The sequence below is a fragment of the Mesorhizobium sp. WSM4820 genome (assembly GCF_055811075.1).
Window position 1 is genome coordinate 32,709 of sequence record NZ_JBVVQN010000018.1, and the last position, 22,151, is coordinate 54,859.

Here is a 22,151-nt window from a genome sequence, read left to right on the forward strand (position 1 = left end):
GCCTGCGACCCGAGGCGTGGATCATATTTTCCGTGAACGCCCATGCAGGTCTTGCATCGTCGTTGATGCGGGGTAAGGTCCCCGCGATTTTTCGCGAAAGGGAACAGCATGGCCGGCTTTAAGACACTGGACGACATCGGCAATATCGACGGCAAGCGCGTGCTGGTGCGCGTCGACCTCAACGTTCCCGTCGCCGACGGCAAGGTCACCGACGCCACCCGCATCGAGCGCATCGCGCCGACCATCGCCGAGCTTTCCGGCAAGGGCGCCAAGGTCATCCTGCTTGCCCATTTCGGCCGGCCCAAGGATGGACCTTCGCCCGAATTCTCGCTTGAGCCGATCGCCAGGGCGGCCGCGGAGGTGCTTGGCCGCCCTGTCGGCTTCGCGGCCGATTGCATCGGCGACAAGGCCGCGAGCGCCGTCGCCGCCATGAACAACGGCGACGTGCTGCTGCTCGAAAACACCCGCTTCTACAAGGCCGAGGAGAAGAACGACCCGGCCTTCACCGAAAAGCTCGCCACCAATGGCGACATCTTCGTCAACGACGCCTTTTCCGCCGCCCACCGCGCCCATTCGTCGACGGAAGGGCTTGCGCAGCTGCTGCCGGCCTTCGCCGGCCGTACCATGCAAGCCGAGCTCGACGCGCTGGAAAAGGGCCTCGGCAATCCCGTCCGCCCTGTCGTCGCCATCGTCGGCGGCGCCAAGGTCTCGAGCAAGATCGACCTCCTGATGAATCTGGTGAAGAAGGTCGACGCGTTGGTCATCGGCGGCGGCATGGCCAACACCTTCCTCGCCGCGCGCGGCACCGCCGTCGGAAAATCGCTGTGCGAGCATGATCTCGCCAACACCGCCAAGCAGATCATGATCGAGGCGGCCGAAGCCGGCTGCGCCGTCATCCTGCCGGTCGACGGTGTCGTCGCCAGGGAATTCAAGGCGGGCGCTGCCAGCGAAACCGTCGCCATATCAGAGGTGCCGGCCGACGCCATGATCCTCGATGTCGGCGAAAAGACCGTGAAGACCGTTGCCGACTGGATCGACCGCGCCGCGACGCTGGTCTGGAACGGCCCGCTCGGCGCCTTCGAGATCGAGCCGTTCGACCGGGCGACGGTGGCGGCGGCCAGGCACGCCGCGGCCCGCACCAAGGCCGGCAAATTGATCTCGGTGGCAGGTGGCGGCGACACGGTGGCCGCCCTCAACCATGCCGGCGTCGCCGACGACTTCACCTATGTCTCGACCGCCGGCGGCGCCTTCCTGGAATGGATGGAGGGCAAGCCGTTGCCCGGAGTCGACGTGCTGAAGCGCTGAGGCCCTAGGCCCTGGGCAACAGGCGAACAGGGGCGTTTGCGCGTTTCAATCGATTCGAGCTTTCCGCTTGGAATGGTTCGACTTGAACCTGCTTTGCTCTAGTGGTCTGCTAGCCCGGATTTTCACACTGTTTGGAACAACCGGTTCAGGAGGATGCACAATGAGCGAACGACTCGAGGACATTGCCGCTGCGATGGTGGCCGACGGCAAGGGTCTTTTGGCCGCCGACGAGAGTTCCGGCACCATCAAGAAGCGCTTCGACGTCATCGGCGTCGAATCGACCGCCGACAGCCGCCGCGACTATCGCGAGATGATGTTCCGCGCCAGGGAGGCGATGACCAGATACATCTCCGGCGTCATCCTCTATGACGAGACCATTCGCCAGAAAGCCGCCGATGGCACGCCGCTGGTCGACATCATCAAGGCGACCGGCGCCATTCCAGGCATCAAGGTCGATGCCGGCGCCAAGCCGCTGGCCGGGTACCCCGGCGACACCATCACCGAAGGCCTCGACGGCCTGCGCGAGCGGCTCGCCGACTATTACAAGCTCGGCGCCCGTTTCGCCAAATGGCGTGCGGTGATCGACATCGACGTCGCCAGGGGCGTGCCCTCCGCCACGTCGATCGGCTCGAACGCCCATGCGCTCGCCCGCTATGCGGCGCTCTGTCAGGAGGCCGGCATCGTGCCGATCGTCGAGCCGGAGGTGCTGATGGACGGCGCCCACGACATCGGCACCTGCTACGAGATCAGCAAGGCAACGCTGGCGAAACTCTACACCGAGCTCTACGCCGCCCGCGTCGTCCTTGAAGGCACCATTCTGAAGCCGAACATGGTTCTCGCCGGCAAAAAGTCCGGCAGCACCAGCAGCCCCGAGGAAGTCGCCGAAAAGACCATAAAACTGTTCCGCGAGACGGTGCCGGCAGCGATTGGCGGCATCGCCTTTCTCTCCGGTGGGCAATCGGATGAGGAGGCGACCGCCAACCTCAACGCCATCAACGCCATCGGCCCGCATCCATGGAAGCTGACCTTCTCCTATGGCCGCGCCTTGCAGGCGGCGCCACAGAAAGCATGGAGCGGCAAGGCGGCCAACGTCGCCGCTGCCCAGGCAGCCTTCGCCCACCGCGCCCACATGAACCACCTGGCAGCGCTTGGCAAATGGCAGCCGGAGCTGGAACAGGCCGCCTGACCAGTCTTTTTAACTTCGTCCGAACCCGGGCCATGTGTCCGGGTTCCATCTGCTCCAATGCTCCAGAAAAACGACGCCGGTGTCGGCTTGCGTTGAGCCCGAACGTCGCTTGCCCCCATTAACTGGCTTTTGATGCAGCGCTTTCTTGCCCTCCTCACCTGGCTCGCCTTTCCGGTCTATGTCTGGCAGGGGCTCGGCGTGCGCCGTCGCACCAGCCGCATGCTGCCGGCACAAGGTCCGGTCATGCACGAGATTTCGGGCCAGGTGCCGGCGATCTCGCTGCTGATGCTTGGCGATTCTTCCGCCGCCTCGGTCGGCATCGGCAATTCCGAATACGGGCTGGCCGCGCAACTGGCCGAGCTGATCTCGAAACGCACCGGCCGCGCGGTGCGCTGGCGGGCAGCCGGCTTCAACTCGGCGACCTCAGGCCAGATCCGCGATCATGTGCTGCCCAATCTGTCGGCCGATCCGTGGACGCATATCGTGCTCGCCGTCGGCACCAACGACACCAAGAACTTTCACTCGGTGCCACGCTTCAAGCGCGATTTTGGCGGCCTGCTCTACGCGCTGCGCGCCAAATGGCCGGAGGCGCGCGTGGTGTGGTCGCCGGTGCTGGAATTCACCCGCGCACCGGCAATGCCGCCGCTGCTCGGAAAGATCCTGGAAATCCGCGCCGCCGAGATGAACCGGATGGGCGAGCGCCTTTGCCTCGAACGCGGGGCTGTGCCGGCGTCGCGCCTGCCGATCACCAATGCCGAAGCCGGTTTTGCCTCCGACGGATTTCATGCCTCGGAAGCCGGCTACCGGGCCTGGGCGGAGCATCTGGTCGATTTGGTGCTGGCCAACGAATCACGCCTCGCATAGCGGCCCGCCAGCGCTACGTCCCCAGCCCTACGTCCAATGCCCCAGCGCCGCTGTTATCGAAATCGCCGCCATCGCCAATACCGCCAGCTTCCAGAAATCGCTGCGCCGCTTCAGCCCCGGCCAGCCGAGCGGCTTGATCAGCTGGATGACCATCATGGCAATGATAACGAGCGCGAGGAGTTTCGACATGCCGCTTTTGACTAGCGCATCGGCCCGCAAATCGAAATCGATTTTCGAAGAGCACGATGCGTAGAGTCATGCTGCTGGAGCATCCTATGCGCCTCCAAAGGACGCGCGCCCTCCAACATCACGGTCGGCTCTTAAAGTGCTCCTTTCGTTCGCTCACGGGAGCACTATGCCAGCGGCTTGAGACCGGCCTCGATCGCAGCCCGTTTCGGTTCGAGGAACGGTGGCAAGGCTAGCCTTTCGCCCAGCGTTTCCAGCGGCTCGTCGGCCGTAAATCCCGGGCCGTCGGTGGCAATCTCGAACAATATGCCGTTCGGCTCACGGAAGTAGAGCGAACGGAAGTAGTATCGCTCGACCTCACCGCTTGACGGCAGGCGGAATTCGGCCAGCCGCGCCGTCCATTGATGCAAAATCTCCTGGTCCGGCGCCCTGAATGCGACGTGGTGGACCGCACCGGCGCCCTGCCGTGCCGGCGCAAGGCCCGGCTGCACAGCGACATGAATCTCCGCCGCCGGGCCGCCTTCTCCCATCTCGAAGACGTGAACCTGGCCCTGGCCATCCGGCGAGGCATAGTTTCTCGCCTTGCGCATGTTCATCACCCTGGTCAGCAGGGTTTCAGTATTGGTGATGTCGGGAACGCTCACGACGACAGGCCCGAGCCCGCGTATCTGGTGCTCGATGGGGATCGGGCTTCGAGCCCAGGGATGACTGTCGCCCTTGCCGCCATCGCTGACGAGACGCAGGCGCTGGCCTTCCGGGTCTTCGAAGTCCAGCGATGGGTAGCCGCCGATATCGCCGATCTCTCCCGTCGCGCCGATCTCTTCCGTCGCGAGGGTCTCGCCGGGCAGGTGCTGCTTCCACCAGACAAGGCTTTCAGGGCTGGCGACCCTCAGGCTGGTCCGCACGATGCTGTTGGTGCCGCGCCGCTCGCGTCCGACCGGCCAATCGAAGAAGGTAAGATCGGTGCCAGGCGTCGCCTCGGCGTCGGCGTAAAAAAGGTGATAGGCCGACGTGTCGTCCTGATTGACCGTCTTCTTGACCAGTCGCAGGCCCAGGGTCCTGGTGTAGAAACGAGGTTTCCGGGTGCATTGGCCGTGATTGCGGTCAGATGGTGAATTCCTGTCAGTTGCAGGCTCATTGTCATCTCCCTGATCTCTGGAAAATTTTTCTCCTTAGATATCAGAACCCCGGCCCTGTCGCTGCTGCGGATTCCGACGGTCCGTCGTTGGCAGATGAAAGACTTGATCCCGGCGACCAGAAAGCCTGCTTCACTCGGGCAAACGGATCAGAACCGGCAAAACCTGGCACGCTCACCAAAGACCGCTCAGCCTCCTGACAGACTGCTGTCAGGAGGGCTGTGCGATAGTGTCTCCATCGAAAGAGAGGAGACCAGCCATGAACGGTTTTACCATTCTGCGTAGCGTTCAGCACTATGTCGGCAAGATCCGGACGATGCGCAACGAGATCCGCACCCGGCGTTTCATGAACGGGTTGCCGCAGAGCATCCGCAAGGACATCGGTTGGCCGGATAATTATGAAGGCCGCCACCGCCGCGGCCATTGAGGCGATTTTTTCGCAGCAGCGGTTGCATGCGGACGCCACGCGCCCAGATAAACAGGTCCGGCGGACCGAAAGACGGAGCAGCAAATGTCCGAACAGAAAACTATCGGCGTTCTTTTCATCGATCGCTTCGCCGACTGGGAATACGGGCTGCTCGCGGCTTCGGCGGTCGAATGGTTCGGCGCACGCGCGGTTTCGCTGGCGCCGAACGGCAAACCGGTGACTTCGGCCAGCGGATTTATGCTGACGCCCGACCGCTCCACCGCGGTTGATGAAAACACCGATCTTGACGCCGTCGCGGTCATCGGCTCCGACCAGTGGGTCGATGCTCCGCCTGACGTCTCCGCACTGCTGACAGCCGTCGCAGCGCGCGGCGGTGTGGTCGGCGGCATCTGCGCCGGCACGCTGGCACTAGCGCGTGCCGGCCTGTTCGGCAACGCCAAACACACCAGCAATGGTCGTGACTGGATCAACGAAAAGGAACCGGGCTATCCGGGCGCCCAGAACTATCAGGACGTGCCCTATGCCGTCGCCGACGGTCGCATCGTGTCCGCGCCGGGTTCGGCTCCCGGCACCTTCGCTCTTGCCTATTTGAAGACGCTCTATCCCCAGAGAAGCAGCGATCTCGCTGAGATGCGCACGCTGTTCGCCAAGGAGTATGCAGAAGGGGAATATCCTGAAGCCTCCTGACAGTATGGTGTCAGGAGCGGCGTGCAATACTTCGAAAGTACCAGGAGACAGACATGGCCTTCATCCCTGCAACAGCTTCGGGCTCTTCGTCTAGGTGACGCATGGTAAAGAGCTGGAACGACAGGCTGAACACGCCGGGCATCAACGGTATCAAGCCGACGCCGCGGACTGTTGGCGACGTCGTCGAGGGCCAGCCGATGCTGGTGCCGACGGCTCAGCAGGTCGATGATTTCATTCGCTCTATTCCAGAGGGCGTGGCCATGGATATCCGCGCGTTGCGCGCCGCGCTCGCCATTGAGCATGGCGCCGAAGTGACATGTCCGGTCACCATCGGCTATCATCTGCGCACTATCGCCGAGGCCGCGAACGAGGATCTGGAACGTGGCATGACGCTGAGCGACATCACACCGTTCTGGCGGGTGCTGGATGCAAAGACGCCGACAACAGGGAAGTTGTCCTTCGGCGCGGCATTCGTCGCCGCGCAGCGCAAGCGCGAAGGGCTTGAGCCATAATGCATCGCCCGAAAGTTGGAACCGGTTTCGGGACAACGACAGGCTAAAAACAACATCGAGGGACCGTACGATGCGCCGCGCCGACAGGCTCTTTCAGATCGTGCAGCATCTGCGCGGTGGCCGTCTGGTCACCGCCCAGAAGCTGGGCACGTGGCTCGAGGTTTCCGAGCGAACCATCTACCGCGACATCGCCGACCTGCAGTCGACGGGCGTGCCGATCGACGGCGAGGCCGGCGTCGGCTACATGATGAGGGAGGGTTTCGACCTTCCGCCGCTGATGTTCACGCGTGACGAGATCGTCGCTCTGGTCGCCGGCGCCCGCATGGTGCGAGCATTTGGCGGCGCTGCCATGGCGCGGGCCGCCGACGAGGCGCTGGTCAAGATCGGCGCCGTGCTGCCCGATGCCGAAAAGGACCGCATCGCCCGCACCGAGATCCACACGCCGATGTGGGTGGTGAGCGACGCCGCCCGCGAAGCAATCGACCTGATCGAGCGCGCGGTGGAAAAACGCCAGGTGCTGACGATCGACTACTCCGACGAAGCAGGCCGCAGCACCGTGCGCGACATCAGGCCATTGGGCCTGTGGTTCTGGGGCAAGGTGTGGACTCTGGTCGCCTGGTGCGAGATGCGCGACGATTTTCGCGCTTTCCGCATCGACCGCATTGCTTCAGTGGTCATAGCCGGCCGCGTCTTCAAGCCGGAGCGCGGCAAGCAGCTCGCCGATTTTTACCGTGCGGTGGAACGCAGCGAGGACTACGGCATGGCGCCGGACCGGGCCGCGCGAACCTAGGCGCGGCGCCCTTTCCTTCTCCCCTTGTGGGAGAAGGTGGCCGCCCACGGGTCTTGCCTCCGGCAAGCCCGAGGACAGGCTCCGCGGCCGGATGAGGGCTGTTCCAGGGAACGCCGACGCCTCATTTCTTCCAACACCCCTCTTCCGTCTCAGCGCTGCGCGCCGATCCACCTTCTCCCACAAGGGGAGAAGGAAGAGGCGCCTCAGCCCTCCTCGTCGTCCTTGTCCTCGTCCTTCGACTTCAGCGCCGAGAGCTTGGCGAAGACGGCGTTGGCGTCGAGTTCCGCATCCTCGTCCCTTGGCTTCTCCGGCGCCGGCACGAGGCGCTCGGTCAATGCCGCCGGCAGCAGCGTGTCGCCGGCCGGCTGTGCCTGTTCGCGGCCACGCGAGGCGCGGTTGACTTCCATGTCGAGGTCGATCTGCGAGGCGAGCCCCAGCGTCACCGGATCCATCGGCTGCAGGTTGGCTGAGTTCCAGTGCTTTCTGTCGCGGATCTGGTCGATCGTCGACTTGGTGGTGCCGACGAGGCGCGCGATCTGCGCGTCCTTCAACTCGGGATGGTTGCGCACCAGCCAGAGGATGGCGTTGGGCCGGTCCTGGCGCTTCGACAGCGGCGTGTAGCGCGGACCCTTGCGCTTGGATTCCGGCACCCGCACCTTGGGGTCTGACAGCTTCAGCCGATGGTTCGGATCCTTCTCGGCGCGTGCGATCTCGTCGCGGCTCAGCTGGCCGGTCATGATCGGGTCCATGCCCTTGATGCCTTGCGCCGATTCGCCGTCGGCGATCGCCTTGACCTCGAGCGGATGCAGTCCGCAGAACTGCGCGATCTGCTCGAAGGACAGCGCGGTGTTGTCGACCAGCCAGACGGCGGTCGCCTTGGGCATCAGCAGCGTATTGGCCATTGCAAATATCCTTCTCGTTCGCCCGCGTTCCCGCGCGGGCGGTGGTTTTAGAGCCACCAAAATGGGAAAATCGCGGTTTATATAGCCGCTCCGTTGCCGTTCCGCAACGTTTTTGGAAGGTGGTCGCGAGATGGCGGGAGATATCGAACCTGTCAAGGCAGCCTTGTCGGCTTCATTATCGCGCCTTCGGTGAGCCGCTCAGCGGCCGCGGCCGCTAGCCCGGGCAACAAAACGTCCTTCTGTCGGCATTTGCCGACTGTTAGTGGGAACATGTTTCATCCACATTTCGCTTCGGTAGCGGCGACCTTCTTTGGGAGAGCAAGCCGCCGCCGATGTGGGCTGATCGATGTTGGAAACCGGGCACGCTGTCGCGGCGGGGTTGTTTCCGTTCGCCATTTCCTATGCGCTTCTGGCAATGCTGCCGGGCGCCAATTTTGCTGTCGTCGCGCAGGCCGGGCTAACCGCTTCGCGTACTACAGCGCTTTCGGCAGCCGCCGGCATTGCCTTGGGCGCGAGTTCGCTGGCGATGGTCGTCGCGACGGGCGCCGCCGCGCTGCCGCCGGGGGGCATTGCGCACCAGATAGCCGCCAGCCTTTACGGCGCAATGCTGGTCTTCATCGGCTGGAATTCGATGCGGCGGGCGCTGTCGATCACGATCGGCGCCGACGAGCCGAAGCCGCTTCCCATCGTTCGGTACTTCCGGCTGTCACGGCGGCGGCAAATCCGGCCACCGCATTGTTTTTTGCATCCTCTGCGCTGAGCTTGAATACGCGCGGGCCAATCCAGATATCCGTGGCAGCGCTGGTTTTTGCCATTGCAATCGCCTGGTTTGGCCTTGTCGGCCTGGCTATTTCCCAGCCAGCCATGCGCAAATTCTACAACCGTTTCCGCAAGCACATGGATATCGTGCTGGGAGGCGCCTTGATAGCGATTGGTTTTGCCGCGCTTAGCCATTGAAGCGACAAATAGACGGCCTTTCCACCGATTTAATGCATGTCGCGCAAAAGTGTGCAGCGGTTTTGCGATAACGACATGCATAAAAACAACAACCTTAAGCGCGTCGCATGAGGCCGGTCGAACGCGACGCGCTTTAGGCCGATCGTCATCTGCAATTGAGCGGTTCTGTGCTCTTGAGCAAGGCGACGAGTTGGCTTTGCTGGCTTGTCCCGGTCTTGGCGAAAATCCGTTCGAGATAGGTCCGGCCGGTCTTCACGGTGATCTTCAAGTCGGATGCCGCATCTTTCAAGGGTCGTCCCTGCGAAAGCGCGGCGGCCAGACGTGCCTCGGAGGGCGTCAGGTCGAACAAGCCCGCGAGGAGGGTTGGTGAAGGCACGACGGCACTGGCCCTTACTTCCGTTGCAGCAACCAGGATGTCCGCGCCGGTGAAAATGTCATGAGCGGCGCGGCGCAGCGGCAAAAGATGGATGACCACAGCCGGCCGGCTTTCGTTCGCGGCAACAGGAATGGATCGGACCGCGAAATCGTTGCGGTTCTCGCGAATGGCTTGCTGGAAAAGCGCATTGGCGGAGGCATTGGCGATCGCCATGCCGCCATAGGCGGTTGGCAGAAACATCTCGGTCATTTCTTCCAGCAGGCTGTTGGCCGTCAGCACGCGTCCCGATGCAGCCATGACCGCGGCCGGCAGCCCGATGGTCTCGAGTGCCGAGACGGTCGCCCTGGCCTGTTCCAACCCCAATCGCGCCGAGACCATGCCGGCCCGCGCGAAATGCGGGCGAAGCTGGTCCAGCCGATCGACCGACGCCCGATCGTAGGTGCCATCCTTCATCCACCGTTGAAAGACGAAAGTGACGAGTTCGCCGCTCGGCATCGCAACTGCCGAACAAACGTGCGCGCCGATACCGGCCGCTCTCAGTTTTACCCGCACAGGATCGTTTTCGACCTCTTCGTCTGTCAGGAAATCTTCGACCTGAACGAAGCTCGCCGGCTGCATGCTGCACATACGCTGGGTGGCGTCAGAGAATTTCCAGGCGTCGCTAGCGACAAATTCGTCAAACAAGGATCGGACGGCGTTGCCCGAAGAAACGTCACTCAATCTGCCGCGGACCGGAGAATCGGCGCTGAACAGGAAGATGGCGCCAGTGGCCGAACCAGAAATACTGCCGGCAGATTCGAGCGTCTCCCCCCAAAGCTCCGGCACGAAAGCCGCCTCGTAGATCTTGTCCGTCAGATCGTCGAACATAGGCCCAAGCCTGTTTCAGAGTCAGCACGCTACTGGCCCGGATCAGCGCTCCCACCCTCTGACCTAGTCCCGCGCGATCAAAATGCCCACGCTGAAACTGGAGTCAACCGCAGATTGCGGTCGAGTTGTATTCGGATCTGGATAGTGGCCATCATAGCAGCCGCTGCTGTTGCCTCGGACTTCAAAACGACAAAACCCGCCGGACTGGTCCAGCGGGCTCGGAACCGGCGGCGGGAAATCCGCCTGCCTCGGCTCTTGCTTGGCGGATCAAAGCGTCTTGCGGGCGATCCTCTCGATGTCACCACGGTTGATGCCGAGGTCGTTGAGCTCGCGGGCGTTCAGGCGGTTCAGTTCGCGCACGGTTTCATTGTACATGCGCCAGTTACGGAAAGCACGGATCGGGTTCATGGTAGTCCTCCATCGTTTCGATGCCGCTCAAATAGGCACCGCTGATGAAAAGTTGAACAGACGCTTTTGCATGGCGGCAATGCGTTTGTTGCATTGCGCAATTAAGGTTTTGTTCAGCTTGCTCGCCGACCGTCAGCCGACATCGAGCACGATCTTGCCGATGTGGTCGCCGTCCTCCATCCGCTCATGCGCCCGCCACGCTTCCCTGAGCGGAAAGATCATGTCCATGACCGGTGCTACCTTGCGGGTGCCGAGCAGCGGCCACACCTGCGCCTCCAGCGTTGCGGCGATCGCCGCCTTGAATTCGACGGTGCGCGGCCGCAGCATCGAGCCGGTGTGGGTAAGCCGCTTGGCCATCATCTTCGAGAAGTCGGCGCTTGCCACCGCCCCGCTCTGCGTGGCGATCTGGATGATGCGACCTTCCACCGCCGCGGCCTCGTAGTTTCGCGCCACATAGTCGCCGGCGACCATGTCGAGGATGACGTTGGCGCCCTTGCCGCCGGTCGCGTCCTTGACCGCCGCGACGAAGTCCTCCTCGCGGTAGTTGATCGCCCGGTCGGCGCCGAGCTTCAGACAGGCATCACACTTCTCCTGGCTGCCGGCAGTGGTAATGACATGGGCGCCGAAGGCCGAGGCGAGCTGGATCGCCGTGGTGCCGATCCCGGACGAGCCGCCATGCACGAGCAGCGTCTCGCCGCTCTTCAGGGCGCCGCGTTCGAAGACATTATGCCAGACGGTGAAGTAGTTTTCCGGTACCGCCGCCGCTTCGGTGTGGGTAAAGCCGGCGGGCAGCGGCAGCACGCTGCCGGCATGCACCTTGACGTATTCGGCATAGCCGCCGCCGGGCGTCAGCGCGCAGACCCGGTCGCCGACGCGCCAGCGCGATATCTCGTCGCCAAGAGCGGCAACTTCGCCTGATGCTTCGAGGCCCGGCAGGTCCGACGCACCAGGCGGCGGCGGGTAGACGCCCTTGCGTTGTTGCACATCCGGCCGGTTGATACCGGCGGCGCGCACCCGGATCAGGATTTCGCCAGGTCCGGGCACGGGCACGTCGCGCGTTTCCGGTTTCAGAACCCGCGGTCCGCCGGGTTCCGAGATCGCGATGGCCGTCATCTTCGCCGGAATCTTGTCCTGTCCGCTCGCCATGAATTTTTCCCGTCTCGCTTCGCCAGTTTCTTGCCGACTTGCCGGTTTTATTGCCGACTGTTTGCATCCATGCCCCTGCCCTATGTATGCTCATTGCCAAATCAGGCAAATGGCCACTGCAGCGCCGGGCGTTCGATTGGACGCGCAAGGCAGCAATTTAATTTTTGCGCATGAGCGAGGAGCGACGATGGCGATCTTCGACGACGAACCCAAAAAGAAAGCGCGCTCGCATGAGATCGGGCAGGATCTGTCGCTGCTTTCCGTCGATGAACTGTCCGAGCGGATCGGCATCTTGCGCGACGAGATCGCCCGCCTCGAAGCCGAGCTCAAGACCAAGGGCACCACCAAATCAGCGGCCGAGGCGCTGTTTCGCCGCGAATAGTTTCCAGAGCCGAATCGCCCGCCGCCGAAAAGCTCGAATGCGGCTGTCTTCAGATCCTCCCTAGATTCCAGCCGGATCAGCTAAATGATGTTTGCAAGCTACCGACCGATCCTCTCGCTGCTTCGCGGCACCGCTTTCCTACTGGCGGCGACCGGGCTGCACGGGCTGCTGTTGCCGCTGCGCGGCCAGTTGGAAGGTTTCTCGACCGCGTCGCTCGGCCTGATGGGCACCGCCTGGGCCGGCGGCTTCGTCACCGGCTGCTTCTTTGCGCCGCGCCTGGTGCGCCGCGCCGGTCACGTACGCGCGTTTGGCGCCTTTGCGGCATCCGGCGCCATCGTCGCACTGCTCACCGGGCTGATCATCGACGAATATGTCTGGATCCTGCTGCGCGCCTTCACCGGTTTTACCATGGCCGGCGCCTTCATGGTCATCGAAAGCTGGCTGAACGAGAAGTCCACCAACGAGAACCGCGGCGCCGTCTTCGGGCTTTACATGATGGTCACCTATGCCTCGATCATGGGCGGCCAGATGATCGTTGCCGGCGGTGATGTGAAGTCGGCCTCGCTGTTCATGATCACCGGTATCCTGTTCTGCCTGTCGCTCATTCCGACCGCAGTGTCGACGGCTTCGCATCCCAAGCCGCTGCAGGACGTCTCGCTCGACGTCAAGGGGCTCTATGTCAATTCGCCGGTGTCGGCGATCGCCTGCGTTCTGATCGGCGTCGCCAACGGCGCCTGGGGCACGCTTGGCGCCGTCTATGGCGCCCGCATCGGCATTTCCACGGCGGAGATCGCGCTGATGATGAGCCTGGTGGTCGTCGCCGGCGCCGCCATGCAACTTCCGGCCGGGCGTCTCTCCGACAAGACTGACCGCCGCTTTGTGTTGGCGGGCCTGGCCTTCGGCGCGGCGCTGTTCGCCATCGCGCTGTTCCTGTTGGAGCCGCGCTCCGGCGTCTTCGTCATCGTCTGCACCGCCGCCTACGGGGCCTTTGCCTACACGCTTTATTCGATCGCCGTGGCCCATGCCAACGACCACGCCCGGGCGGAGGATTTTGTCAAAGTGTCCGGCGGCCTGCTGCTGCTCTATGGTTTCGGCACGATGATCGGGCCGCTGCTGGCCGCCGGCCTGATGGGCTGGATGCGTCCGGAAAGCCTGTTCCTTGCAACGGCCCTCGCGCATCTTTGCCTGGCAGGCTATACGCTGCTGCGCATCAGCCGGCGCGCACCGGTGCCAATCGAGGACCGCGACGCCTTCAAGACGCAACCGGCTGAGCGCTCGATCACGCCGGAAGCCTTGCGGCTCGATCCGCGCAGAAAGCCTGAAACCAACGGTTGAGATTTGGAAAACTTTGCCTCACAAATAAGGCATGATGTTTTCCGACGCCTTCATGGCGATTGCCGATCCCAACCGGCGCCATCTCTTGGAAGAGCTTCGGCGCGGCCCGAAGACCGTCAACGAACTGGCCGCCGGGTTGCCGGTCTCGCGCCCGGCGGTTTCGCAGCATCTGAAAGTGCTGCTCGACGCCGGGCTGGTCAACGCCAAGCCGGAAGGGACAAGGCGCGTCTATACGGTCAGCAGTGCCGGCTTCCTGAAGCTCAACATCTGGCTCGACCAGTTCTGGGAAGCCGAGCAGCTTGGCTCGCCCGGAAGCTGAGCTGCGCCGTCGCATCTTTGCCAGTAGACAGGCATGGCGAAGCTCCTCTGGATCCAGGTGCTGGCGCTGAGCCGCACATCTCATTGAAACAATGTCAGACACCGGCCTAAGCGTTCCAGCTTGGACGTTTCTGAACGCGGTCGAGCCAATGATGGACATTGACGAGCGAGTCCGGGATGTCGGCTCCGAAGAAGGCGCCAAGCCACGCTGCGACGGCGGCGGTGATGTCGGCGACGGAGTACTGGTCGCCCGCGATGAACGGGCGGCCATCGGCGATCTCGCGGTCAAGCCACGCCCACTTTGCCGGAACGGCTTCGCGCTGGGTTTCGGCGAAAGCCGGGAACTGCACAAGCCGCTCCGCAAACATGGGATCGGAATGCAGCGCAATGCTGCCGATCGTTCCGAAGATCTCGATCTCGGCGCGGCGGTTCCACATCTCGACCTTGCCTTGGCTGACCGCGTCCGAGCCGAACAGTGCCGGCGTTGGATGAAGCGCCTCCAGATAGCGGCAGATGGCGATGCTTTCGGTGATCACCGTCCCGTCATCGAGCACGAGCACGGGAATCTGGCCGAGTGAGTTGAGCTCAAGGAATTGCGGGGTTTTGTGCTCGCCTTTTGTCAGATCGACATCAACCCGCGGAACGTCGATGCCTTTCTCAGCCATGAAGATGCGGACGCGGTAGGAATTCGGACCGATGCCGCAGTAGAGTTTCATTATATCCTCCCGATTCTGCTGGTCTTTGGCTCAGGCTGGGGCGCTCGCGCGCATTCCACCCGCAGGTTGTATGGTGTGTCAAGGTCCGGCTCCGCGCTTACCTGGCTTGGCTATGGGCGACGATGGCATCAACGATCGCGGCCCAATCGTCGGGATGGAGTTCGTGGCCGCCGCCTTCAATGCGGACAAGCCTGGCGCCGGCAACTGCTTCGGCCAGAGCGGCGCCATGCTCGACCGGAAAGATCGGATCCGCGGTGCCGTGGATGACGAGGAGCGGAACCTTCAAGTCGCGCAGGCGACCCTTGCAATCCTCGCTGCCCCGATCCTCGCCGCCCCGATCTTCACCGCTCTCAAGCATGAAATGATTGGTCGCGCTTAGAAAACCGCCGGACCGGTCGTAGTCCTGTTCGACGAAGGCCCTCGTCCGCTTCCCGTCGAATGGATGCGCGGTGCCGGCGATCGCGTGCGCGTCCTTGACGATGTAGTCGACCACCTGGGTTCGGTCCGACCAGTCGACCTTGGCGCCTTCGGCCGAATGCTTCATATAGGCTTCGCTCGTCCCTGGCAGATGCGACGTGTCGATCCCGATTGGCGAAGTGCTGATCGCCGTTAGCGAGATGATCCGCGACGGATATTTCAGCGCCACGAGCTGTGCGATCATGCCGCCCATCGACATGCCGACGACATGCGCTTTCGCGATACCATGACTGTCGAGGACGCGAATGGCGTCGTCCACCATGTCGTCGAAAGTGTAAGGCGGTTCGCCCGGCGCATATTTGGTCGAACGGCCGGTATCGCGATTGTCATAGCGGATCACGAACAGGCCGTTGCCGGCCAGTTTCCGGCAGAACGCCTCAGGCCACCAGAGCATCGATGCCATCGCGCCCATAATCAGCAGCATCGGCGGATGCGCGGGATCGCCAAACGTCTGCGACACGATTTCGGGTTCCGCTGCCTTGGTCATAGTCGCCGTCTCCTCTCTGCAAAACCGATTGCATTTCGCAATCAGTTGCACGATAATAAAACTGATATGATAATGCAACCAGTTTCTGTCGGAGATTCGCATGAGCATCGATCATCGTTCTGGGTGCCCGATCAACCTGTCGCTTGAAGTGTTCGGCGACCGGTGGAGCCTGATCATCCTCCGCGACATGATTTTCGGCGGCAAACGCCACTTTCGCGACCTGCTCAACGGGTCATTGGAACGCATCGCTTCCAACATCCTCGCCGATCGGCTGAAGCGACTGATGGAACTCGGCATGCTGACCAGGGCTGACGATCCCACCCACAAGCAGAAGGCGATCTACAGCCTGACCGAAATGGCGATAACGCTGGTGCCGATCCTGGCGCATCTCGGCGCCTGGGGTCGCGTCTGGCTGCCGGTCAGCGAGGAGCTCTCGATCCGCGCCGAGCTTCTGGAAAAGGGCGGCCCGCCGATGTGGGAAAAGTTCATGGACGAACTGCGCCACGAACATCTGGGCACGCCTTCCGACACGCCGCCGGATGCCACCGTGCGTGCGACGTTGCAGGCCGGATACGAGGCGGTTGTCGCCCGAAAGGCGCCGGGCGCCGGGTGCGATGCCGGCGCCTGACCAACTTATTTCCCCCATCGCAGGGCGGCTCTGCTATTAAAGCCATTGAAAACTATAATTTACGGGATTGGAAAAGCCCTTGGTTGAGAACTCTAAGGATACTGCCCGCGCGCGGGCCGATTTGCGTTTCAAGAAGCAGGAAGAGGCAGCCACGGTTCGTCAGAAGGCGATGGCGGAATATGTCGCCGAGAGCGATGCCCGCCAGATAAAGACCAACAAGCTGAGGGCGCTCCGCCTTGCCAAGGAAGCGGAAGACCTCGCCAATGCGCCGGCTGCTCCGGTGAAGAAGCCGACACGCGCCAAGAAAAAATAGCGGTCCGGCGTGTCCTGCCGTCGGCACGAGGCGGCTGCTTCACCGCCTTTATGCATGTCGTTACAGCAAAACCGCTGCGCACCCTCGTTCAAGCCCGAGGCATGCTTTGCGCGACATGCATCAGCTCATGGTTATGTCGCGGCTGGCTGCTCGCATCGATACTGAGAAGCCGGCCAGGACATCGACCAGTGCGATGACCATCAAAATGAAGAAAACCGAGTGCGCCGCGCCCTTCACCAGCAGGAACTCGACCAGGAACGCCACGAAGACGAAGGTCGACAACAGGTGGTCCATGATCGAGGCGCTCGTCGTGCGCGTCGATTTCAAGATTTCGACGAAGAAGAGAAGCAGCCCGATCAGCACGATCAGATCGCCGAGCGTCATCGAGAACACTCCGCCCGACATCATGCGGATCGAGAAAATTTGGATTGCCCAGGGATCGTCGCCGCCGCCGAATATTCCCAGAAGCCCAAGATTATAGAGGACGAAGGGTACGATCAGCAGCGGGATGGCACCGAACATCAGAAGGCTCCGGTTGGACAGCCTTCTCTAGTATGCGCTCGGCGTTCGCCGTCAAGAATTTTCGCATGCGACCGTGTACACGGACAAAGACCGTGCGAAATAACAGTACCAGCCGGTACGGCTGCCATAGGCATGGCTGCTGGCATATTTGACAACAATTCGAGGGGCGATCATCTGCGCAAAACGCAGAAAGACCGGCGCGATGGCCGGTCCTTCGATAGTCCCAAACCGTCGAAAGCGTTCTCAGCTTTCCTTCGGCTCCAGAACCTGGCGACCGCGATACATGCCGGTCTTCAGGTCGATATGGTGCGGGCGGCGCATCTCGCCAGAATTCTTGTCCTCGACATAGGTCGGGGCCTTCAGCGCATCGGCCGAGCGGCGCATGCCGCGCTTCGACGGGGAGGTTTTTCGTTTCGGTACGGCCATGGATATGCTCCACTACATGGTCAAAATGCCCCGGCTGCCCTCGTGAAAGGGCCGCGTCAGGGCCGGAATCTGAGAAAGTCGGGTGCCTATACACGCCCTGCGCCGTTTTGGCCAGCGCCGTCGCGAATTTTTTTAAGCTATCGCAGACAGCCGACATAGGCGCCGGACCGACCGGCGCGCCGCTCGATCAGCGAGGCCAGCCGTCTCAGCCCCGGCCCGGGCTTCGCCGGGTTGCGGGCGATCGGGTTCGGCAGGGTGACGGCAAGCAGCGCCGCCTGGCGACGCGACAATCGTTTTGCCGAAACCCCGAAATGATGCTGGGCGGCGGCCTCGATGCCATAGATGCCCGGCCCCCATTCGGCGATATTGAGATAGATCTCCATGATGCGCCGTTTCGACATCACCATGTCGACATAGACAGCCAGCGGCAGCTCGACGACTTTCCGCACCGAGCCCAGCGGCCGCGACCACAGATAGAGGTTCTTGACGCTCTGCATGGTGATGGTCGAGGCGCCGCGCGTCATCTCGCCGGCCAGCGCGTCGTCGACGACGCCCCTCAACTCGCCAAGGTCGATGCCGCGATGGAAACAGAACTGCCCGTCCTCCGACATGATGACCGAATGCGCCAACGCCGGCGCCACATCGTCGATCGAGACCCAGCGCCGGTCATAGCCGGAAAACGTCGCCAGATCCTTCAGCATCAGTGTCGATACCGGATGCACGAACGGCGGCAGGTACAGAAAGGTCAACACCAGCGGCATCAGCGCCAGCACCACGGCGATGGTGATACCGCGCCGGACCCAGTGCCGAGGCCAGCGTTTGAGACCGATGCGATTGCCGCGTTTCGGCCTCACCATGTCCAGCCCTTCGGTTTCGTGATCGACGATCGGTTCCGCCAAGCCGCTCAATCCATGCTGCTCCCTGCCCCCGGCATAATGGCGCTTGGCTTCTTGCGCAACGTCTGAGTGTCGGCTACCCGTCCCCGGCATGGCGAAAGACGATCAAATACCGTTCGAGGCAGCGCTTCTCGCACGCACAGGGCCGATCGAGGCGCTGCTCAGGCGGCTGCTCGACGACCGCCCGCTTTCAGGCGAGATCGCGCGGCCGCAGCGTCTGATGGAGGCGATGCGCCACGGCGTGCTGAATGGCGGCAAGCGCCTGCGCCCTTTCCTGGTCATGGAAAGCGCCGCGCTGTTTTCCGCCGACGGCGAGGCGGCGCTGCGCGTGGCGGCGGCGCTCGAATGCGTGCATTGCTATTCGCTGATCCATGACGATCTGCCGGCCATGGACGACGACGATCTGCGCCGAGGCCAGCCGACCGTTCACAAGGCCTTCGACGAGGCGACCGCCATCCTCGCCGGCGACGCCTTGCTGGCGCTCGCCTTCGACATCATTGCCGACGAAGCGACAATGCTGCCGGCCGAACGGCGGGCGGCGCTGGTGCTAGCGCTGGCCCGCGCCGCCGGAGCCGGCGGCATGGTCGGCGGCCAGATGCTCGATCTCGAAGCCGAGCGTAACCGGCCGGAGGAAGCCGGCATCATCCGGCTTCAGGCGATGAAGACCGGCGCGTTGATCCGCTTCGCCTGCGAGGCGGGCGCAATTGTTGCCGGCGCGCCGGCGGCCGACCGTGAAAGACTGGCGGAATTCGGCTCGGCGATCGGGCTTGCCTTTCAACTTGCCGACGACCTGCTCGATCTGACGGCGGATGCGCGCCAGATGGGCAAGGCGACCGGCAAGGACGCAGCCGCCGGCAAGGCGACGCTGGTGGCGCTGCACGGCGCCAACTGGGCGCGGGACCAGCTTCAAGGCCTCGTCGACCAGGCCCACGCCTTGCTTTGTCCCTATGGCGAAGACGCCGTGCTTCTGAAGCAGGCAGCGGAATTCGTGGCGGCCCGCAACAGCTGACGCTGTTCCAAGCTGTACTCCCGTCCTATGGCGCGCCGTGTAGCCAAGGAGGGTTGGCGAACTGTTCGGCCAGGAAATCCACGAACACGCGCACGCGCCGCGACAGAATTCGGCCAGGCGGATAGACCGCGCAGATTGGCGCTCCGTCAGGATGATTGTATCCGGTGAGCAGCGCGGTCAGTCTGCCTGCCTTGATATCCGGCCCGACCAATATCTCCGACATGCGGATTATGCCTATACCGGCGAGCGCAAGCCGGCGTAGCGCTTCGGTGCTGTTGGCCTCTATCGGGCTGCGGATACGCATGCTTTGCAGACCGTCCGGGCCATCGAACTCCCAGATATTGAGACCACCGCGTGCTGTGACGCCAAGACAGACATGACCTTGAAGGTCGTCTGGCGTTGTCGGCATGCCATGTCTTTCGAGATATCGAGGTGATGCGCAAATGACACGGCGATTCGGCGCCAGCCGCCGCACCACCAGCCTCGAATCGCTGTGTGCGGCAACGCGCACGGCGACGTCGGTTTCCTCAGCCAACAGGTCGACAATCGCATCTGTGAACATCAGCTCGAGCTCGACGGCCGGGTAGCGATCGATGAAGGCCGGCAACATCGGCACGATCAAGCGATGGCCGAAGGCGCTCGGAAGACTGACGCGCAGCCGGCCGCGCGGTTCTGCTCCGGGTTGAACCGCGATTTCAGCCTCTTTGATGTCGTTCAGGATGCGGCGAGCGCTTTCGGCATAGGTGCTGCCTTCCGCCGTCAAGCTGATGCGCCGCGTCGAGCGCTGCAGCAAGCGCACGCCAAGGCGGGACTCAAGCCGACCGATGATTTTGCTGACGGCCGAAGGTGTCATCCGCAGCCGGCGTGCCGCTGCCGAGAAGTCGCCTTCCTCGACAACTGCCAGGTACACACCCATCGTCTCTTGCCGGTCGATGATATCTATTCCAATTCGTCACAGATGAACGGAAACTATCACCGATTATCAGCAGATGCGAACCATAATATGTTTTCCTCTTCAGCATGCAAAATGCTGGCGAGGAGGTGCCATGAGTTCAGAACACATAAACCTGCGAGATGCTCACGACGTGCATCGGTGGGCACGTCGTCAGCGCAGCGCCGCAATTGGGCGGTGGTGTCTTTGGCTTATCCGTACGCTCAATCGGTCACGTCAAGGAACGGGAAAACGCTCAAGGCGAAGCAACGTCCGGGCTAGCGCAGCCGGCCGATCGGAATGATTTCTGGCGATGTTGGAGCGTATGGCTCGCCACGCCAGTTGCCGAGCCATTCTTCGACGACCAGCCCGGCCCGATCCAGCATCTGCGCAAGGCTTTCCTTTGTCGGGAAGGCGATTTTCGATTCGGCGCTGAGCACGCGTCCGCTGCCGGGTATTTCGTAATGGGTCGAGTAAGTGACGACACCGGTAGCGGAATCGTGGCGGAAATCGTTCCACGCTCTTACCGTGCCCAATTCGGGATGACTGAGCTCCCGTTGCGACCGATCCGGCGTCCACTCGAGCCATTCCTGCGCGACTGGATTTCGCGTGTCGAAGATGAAGCGTCCATCGGGCGCCAGATGAGCGGCGATCGTGGCAAGCACCGCCTGTCGATCTTCTGGCGTGAGGAACACCTGGAAGGCATGCCCGGTCAACAGCACCAGATCGAACCGTCGTCCGAGCCGGACATTGCGCGCATCGGCCTCGACCCAGTCGACCCTCTGCCCGCCGGCTCTGCGGCGCGCGATATCGAGCATCGCCGGCGCTGGATCGACGCCGGTCACGCTGCGCCGATCGGCGAGCGCGGCAGCCAGTTGCCCTGTGCCGCAGCCGAGATCGAGAACCGAGCCGGCATCTTTGGCGAAGCCGACGCAATAATCGAAATCCACACCGCGTTCGTTCTCGATATCGTAGAACTGGACGAGATCTGGATCGCTGTAGAGACGGTCGGTCATGTAAGCCTATAGCTGAAGCGGTGGACCAGCAGAATTCGTGGAATAAAAGCGCAGCTTCGGTGGTTTGTCGGGAAAATCAGTCGGCACCCATCACCGATTCCGCACCACAATGCATGCACCGCCGACGCTTTGCAGTTTCCGGCAGATGTTGTCGGCCTTGGCTTTGGAGTCGGCGCCGATCCGGACAGCATAGATGCCGCGCCTGCCGATCGGCGAGCGCACCCGGCTGACCACCGGATCATGGCCCTTGAGCAAGGCCGGAAACCGGCGCTTCACGCCAGTCCATTGATTGAGCGCCGCGGCGCGGCGGAAATTGCCGGCCACCTGCACGCCCCACGGCTTGACGTTGATCGACGCCATGGCCACGGTTTGGGACTTGATGACCGGCAGCCTGCGGCAGGCGACCGCGAAGCTCGCTTTCTTGTCGAGCGGCTGGATGCTGCCGGTATAGGCGGTGTCGGTGAACCTGTCGGCCGGCTCGCCCATGATGTCCAAAACGTAGTTTTCGGTCTCCATCGGCAGGAAACCGCCGGAACTCAGCCAGCGCGACACCCGGCTTTCGCCGGCATTGTAGGCGGCGGCGGCCAGGCCCAGATTGCCGAAGCCGGTTTTCATCTCGGCGAGATATTTTGCCGAGGCCGGGATGGCCTGCTCGATATCGAAGGAATTGGCGAGGCCGCGTATCTTGGCGGTGCCCGGCATGAACTGGGCTATGCCTTCGGCACCGACCGGACTGACCGCATTGGGATCGAAGCGGCTTTCCTTCCAGATCAGCCGGGCAAAGAAATCCTTGGGCAGGCCGTTTTGATCGGCATGCGCCTCGATCAGGTTGCAAACCCGGTCGAGCAGCCGCTGCTTGGCAGGGCGCGGCGGATCGGCGTGGACGGCTGTCGCCCAGCCCAGCCCACCAAGTAAAATCGGCGTCACCCAGGGGAAGCGCCGCATC

General features: G+C 62.7%; 28 protein-coding genes and 1 pseudogene. 15 read left to right on the top strand and 14 right to left on the bottom strand.

All coding sequences use genetic code 11. The features are described 5' to 3' along the window. Nucleotides 1-108: 108 nt before the first annotated feature. The 3 genes from AC0L2R_RS25395 to AC0L2R_RS25405 all read left to right on the top strand — a co-directional run bounded on the left by AC0L2R_RS25395 (nt 109) and on the right by AC0L2R_RS25405 (nt 3,355). The gene (locus AC0L2R_RS25395) at nt 109-1,305 is read left to right on the top strand and encodes a phosphoglycerate kinase (RefSeq protein ID WP_473512206.1); all 1,197 of its coding nucleotides are present in this window, start codon (nt 109-111) and stop codon (nt 1,303-1,305) included. A gap of 160 nt (nt 1,306-1,465) precedes the next feature. Then, nucleotides 1,466-2,491 (top strand): class I fructose-bisphosphate aldolase, encoded by a 1,026-nt coding sequence (locus AC0L2R_RS25400; RefSeq protein ID WP_473512207.1) that lies wholly within the window; start codon nt 1,466-1,468, stop codon nt 2,489-2,491. A 132-nt stretch (nt 2,492-2,623) separates the two neighbouring features. Continuing rightward, nucleotides 2,624-3,355 carry an SGNH/GDSL hydrolase family protein gene (locus AC0L2R_RS25405; protein WP_473512208.1) on the top strand — a complete coding sequence of 244 codons (732 nt, stop codon included), beginning with the start codon at nt 2,624-2,626 and terminating at the stop codon, nt 3,353-3,355. Between the two features lie 27 nt (nt 3,356-3,382). Here AC0L2R_RS25405 and AC0L2R_RS25410 read toward each other — a convergent pair whose 3' ends face one another. Further along, nucleotides 3,383-3,544 (bottom strand): hypothetical protein, encoded by a 162-nt coding sequence (locus AC0L2R_RS25410; protein ID WP_077380491.1) that lies wholly within the window; start codon nt 3,542-3,544, stop codon nt 3,383-3,385. 164 nt (nt 3,545-3,708) lie between these two features. Beyond that, nucleotides 3,709-4,679: pseudogene (locus AC0L2R_RS25415) on the bottom strand (ring-cleaving dioxygenase). A gap of 257 nt (nt 4,680-4,936) precedes the next feature. Here AC0L2R_RS25415 and AC0L2R_RS25420 point away from each other — a divergent pair. The 4 genes from AC0L2R_RS25420 (at nt 4,937) to AC0L2R_RS25435 (ending at nt 7,093) form a co-directional block, all read left to right on the top strand. Further along, a complete protein-coding gene (locus tag AC0L2R_RS25420; protein WP_473512210.1) occupies nt 4,937-5,104 on the top strand; it encodes a hypothetical protein in 168 nt (55 codons plus the stop codon). An 84-nt stretch (nt 5,105-5,188) separates the two neighbouring features. Continuing rightward, entirely contained in the window at nt 5,189-5,791 is a 603-nt protein-coding gene (locus AC0L2R_RS25425; RefSeq protein ID WP_473512211.1) for a DJ-1/PfpI family protein, read from the top strand. A gap of 101 nt (nt 5,792-5,892) precedes the next feature. Continuing rightward, nucleotides 5,893-6,303: a hypothetical protein gene (locus AC0L2R_RS25430; RefSeq protein ID WP_473512212.1), complete on the top strand. Its 411-nt coding sequence runs from the start codon at nt 5,893-5,895 to the stop codon at nt 6,301-6,303. A 70-nt stretch (nt 6,304-6,373) separates the two neighbouring features. Next, the gene (locus tag AC0L2R_RS25435; RefSeq protein ID WP_023797058.1) at nt 6,374-7,093 is read left to right on the top strand and encodes a helix-turn-helix transcriptional regulator; all 720 of its coding nucleotides are present in this window, start codon (nt 6,374-6,376) and stop codon (nt 7,091-7,093) included. 203 nt (nt 7,094-7,296) lie between these two features. Here the strand turns inward: AC0L2R_RS25435 and AC0L2R_RS25440 are convergent, their stop codons facing one another. Further along, the gene (locus tag AC0L2R_RS25440) at nt 7,297-7,995 is read right to left on the bottom strand and encodes a DUF1013 domain-containing protein (protein WP_023797057.1); all 699 of its coding nucleotides are present in this window, start codon (nt 7,993-7,995) and stop codon (nt 7,297-7,299) included. A 346-nt stretch (nt 7,996-8,341) separates the two neighbouring features. Between AC0L2R_RS25440 and AC0L2R_RS25445 the strand changes: the two genes are divergently transcribed. Both AC0L2R_RS25445 and AC0L2R_RS25450 read left to right on the top strand, forming a co-directional pair. Next, nucleotides 8,342-8,755 (top strand): LysE family transporter, encoded by a 414-nt coding sequence (locus tag AC0L2R_RS25445; RefSeq protein ID WP_473512214.1) that lies wholly within the window; start codon nt 8,342-8,344, stop codon nt 8,753-8,755. A gap of 32 nt (nt 8,756-8,787) precedes the next feature. Beyond that, the gene (locus AC0L2R_RS25450) at nt 8,788-8,952 is read left to right on the top strand and encodes a hypothetical protein (protein WP_473512215.1); all 165 of its coding nucleotides are present in this window, start codon (nt 8,788-8,790) and stop codon (nt 8,950-8,952) included. A gap of 145 nt (nt 8,953-9,097) precedes the next feature. Here AC0L2R_RS25450 and AC0L2R_RS25455 read toward each other — a convergent pair whose 3' ends face one another. From AC0L2R_RS25455 to AC0L2R_RS25465, 3 genes are all read right to left on the bottom strand, one after another. After that, entirely contained in the window at nt 9,098-10,195 is a 1,098-nt protein-coding gene (locus AC0L2R_RS25455) for a helix-turn-helix transcriptional regulator (RefSeq protein ID WP_473512216.1), read from the bottom strand. 267 nt (nt 10,196-10,462) lie between these two features. After that, nucleotides 10,463-10,603 carry a DUF1127 domain-containing protein gene (locus AC0L2R_RS25460; protein ID WP_023797054.1) on the bottom strand — a complete coding sequence of 47 codons (141 nt, stop codon included), beginning with the start codon at nt 10,601-10,603 and terminating at the stop codon, nt 10,463-10,465. Between the two features lie 132 nt (nt 10,604-10,735). Continuing rightward, a complete protein-coding gene (locus AC0L2R_RS25465) occupies nt 10,736-11,749 on the bottom strand; it encodes an NAD(P)H-quinone oxidoreductase (RefSeq protein WP_473512217.1) in 1,014 nt (337 codons plus the stop codon). 187 nt (nt 11,750-11,936) lie between these two features. Here AC0L2R_RS25465 and AC0L2R_RS25470 point away from each other — a divergent pair, with 187 nt between their 5' ends. The 3 genes from AC0L2R_RS25470 (at nt 11,937) to AC0L2R_RS25480 (ending at nt 13,785) form a co-directional block, all read left to right on the top strand. Next, nucleotides 11,937-12,131, top strand: a complete 195-nt coding sequence (locus AC0L2R_RS25470) for a DUF1192 domain-containing protein (RefSeq protein ID WP_473512218.1) — start codon at nt 11,937-11,939, stop codon at nt 12,129-12,131. A gap of 87 nt (nt 12,132-12,218) precedes the next feature. After that, entirely contained in the window at nt 12,219-13,466 is a 1,248-nt protein-coding gene (locus AC0L2R_RS25475) for an MFS transporter (RefSeq protein WP_473512284.1), read from the top strand. A gap of 31 nt (nt 13,467-13,497) precedes the next feature. Further along, nucleotides 13,498-13,785 (top strand): ArsR/SmtB family transcription factor, encoded by a 288-nt coding sequence (locus AC0L2R_RS25480; RefSeq protein ID WP_077380481.1) that lies wholly within the window; start codon nt 13,498-13,500, stop codon nt 13,783-13,785. Between the two features lie 106 nt (nt 13,786-13,891). Here the strand turns inward: AC0L2R_RS25480 and AC0L2R_RS25485 are convergent, their stop codons facing one another. Both AC0L2R_RS25485 and AC0L2R_RS25490 read right to left on the bottom strand, forming a co-directional pair. Beyond that, nucleotides 13,892-14,500, bottom strand: coding sequence for a glutathione S-transferase family protein (locus tag AC0L2R_RS25485; RefSeq protein WP_027152974.1), 609 nt, complete (start codon nt 14,498-14,500; stop codon nt 13,892-13,894). A gap of 97 nt (nt 14,501-14,597) precedes the next feature. Continuing rightward, nucleotides 14,598-15,464, bottom strand: coding sequence for an alpha/beta fold hydrolase (locus AC0L2R_RS25490; RefSeq protein ID WP_473512220.1), 867 nt, complete (start codon nt 15,462-15,464; stop codon nt 14,598-14,600). 100 nt (nt 15,465-15,564) lie between these two features. Here AC0L2R_RS25490 and AC0L2R_RS25495 point away from each other — a divergent pair, with 100 nt between their 5' ends. Further along, on the top strand, nt 15,565-16,092 hold the full coding sequence (locus AC0L2R_RS25495; RefSeq protein ID WP_236368879.1) for a winged helix-turn-helix transcriptional regulator: 528 nt from the start codon (nt 15,565-15,567) through the stop codon (nt 16,090-16,092). A gap of 79 nt (nt 16,093-16,171) precedes the next feature. After that, nucleotides 16,172-16,405, top strand: a complete 234-nt coding sequence (locus tag AC0L2R_RS25500; RefSeq protein ID WP_023797044.1) for a hypothetical protein — start codon at nt 16,172-16,174, stop codon at nt 16,403-16,405. Between the two features lie 120 nt (nt 16,406-16,525). Here AC0L2R_RS25500 and AC0L2R_RS25505 read toward each other — a convergent pair whose 3' ends face one another. The 3 genes from AC0L2R_RS25505 to AC0L2R_RS25515 form a co-directional block, all read right to left on the bottom strand. After that, a complete protein-coding gene (locus AC0L2R_RS25505) occupies nt 16,526-16,927 on the bottom strand; it encodes a hypothetical protein (protein ID WP_473494675.1) in 402 nt (133 codons plus the stop codon). A gap of 243 nt (nt 16,928-17,170) precedes the next feature. Beyond that, nucleotides 17,171-17,353, bottom strand: a complete 183-nt coding sequence (gene rpmF / locus AC0L2R_RS25510) for a 50S ribosomal protein L32 (protein WP_006203806.1) — start codon at nt 17,351-17,353, stop codon at nt 17,171-17,173. Nucleotides 17,354-17,490: 137 nt separating this feature from the next. After that, the gene (locus tag AC0L2R_RS25515) at nt 17,491-18,261 is read right to left on the bottom strand and encodes a biosynthetic peptidoglycan transglycosylase (RefSeq protein WP_031254079.1); all 771 of its coding nucleotides are present in this window, start codon (nt 18,259-18,261) and stop codon (nt 17,491-17,493) included. 79 nt (nt 18,262-18,340) lie between these two features. Between AC0L2R_RS25515 and AC0L2R_RS25520 the strand changes: the two genes are divergently transcribed. Further along, a complete protein-coding gene (locus AC0L2R_RS25520; protein ID WP_128170591.1) occupies nt 18,341-19,258 on the top strand; it encodes a polyprenyl synthetase family protein in 918 nt (305 codons plus the stop codon). A 25-nt stretch (nt 19,259-19,283) separates the two neighbouring features. On the opposite strand, the gene AC0L2R_RS25525 is transcribed toward AC0L2R_RS25520, so the two are convergent. From AC0L2R_RS25525 to AC0L2R_RS25535, 3 genes are all read right to left on the bottom strand, one after another. Then, the gene (locus AC0L2R_RS25525; RefSeq protein WP_473512221.1) at nt 19,284-20,174 is read right to left on the bottom strand and encodes a LysR family transcriptional regulator; all 891 of its coding nucleotides are present in this window, start codon (nt 20,172-20,174) and stop codon (nt 19,284-19,286) included. Nucleotides 20,175-20,467: 293 nt separating this feature from the next. Further along, nucleotides 20,468-21,205, bottom strand: a complete 738-nt coding sequence (locus AC0L2R_RS25530) for a class I SAM-dependent methyltransferase (protein WP_473512222.1) — start codon at nt 21,203-21,205, stop codon at nt 20,468-20,470. Between the two features lie 90 nt (nt 21,206-21,295). Next, entirely contained in the window at nt 21,296-22,150 is an 855-nt protein-coding gene (locus AC0L2R_RS25535) for a lytic transglycosylase domain-containing protein (protein ID WP_473512224.1), read from the bottom strand. Between the last annotated feature and the right edge of the window lies 1 nt (nt 22,151).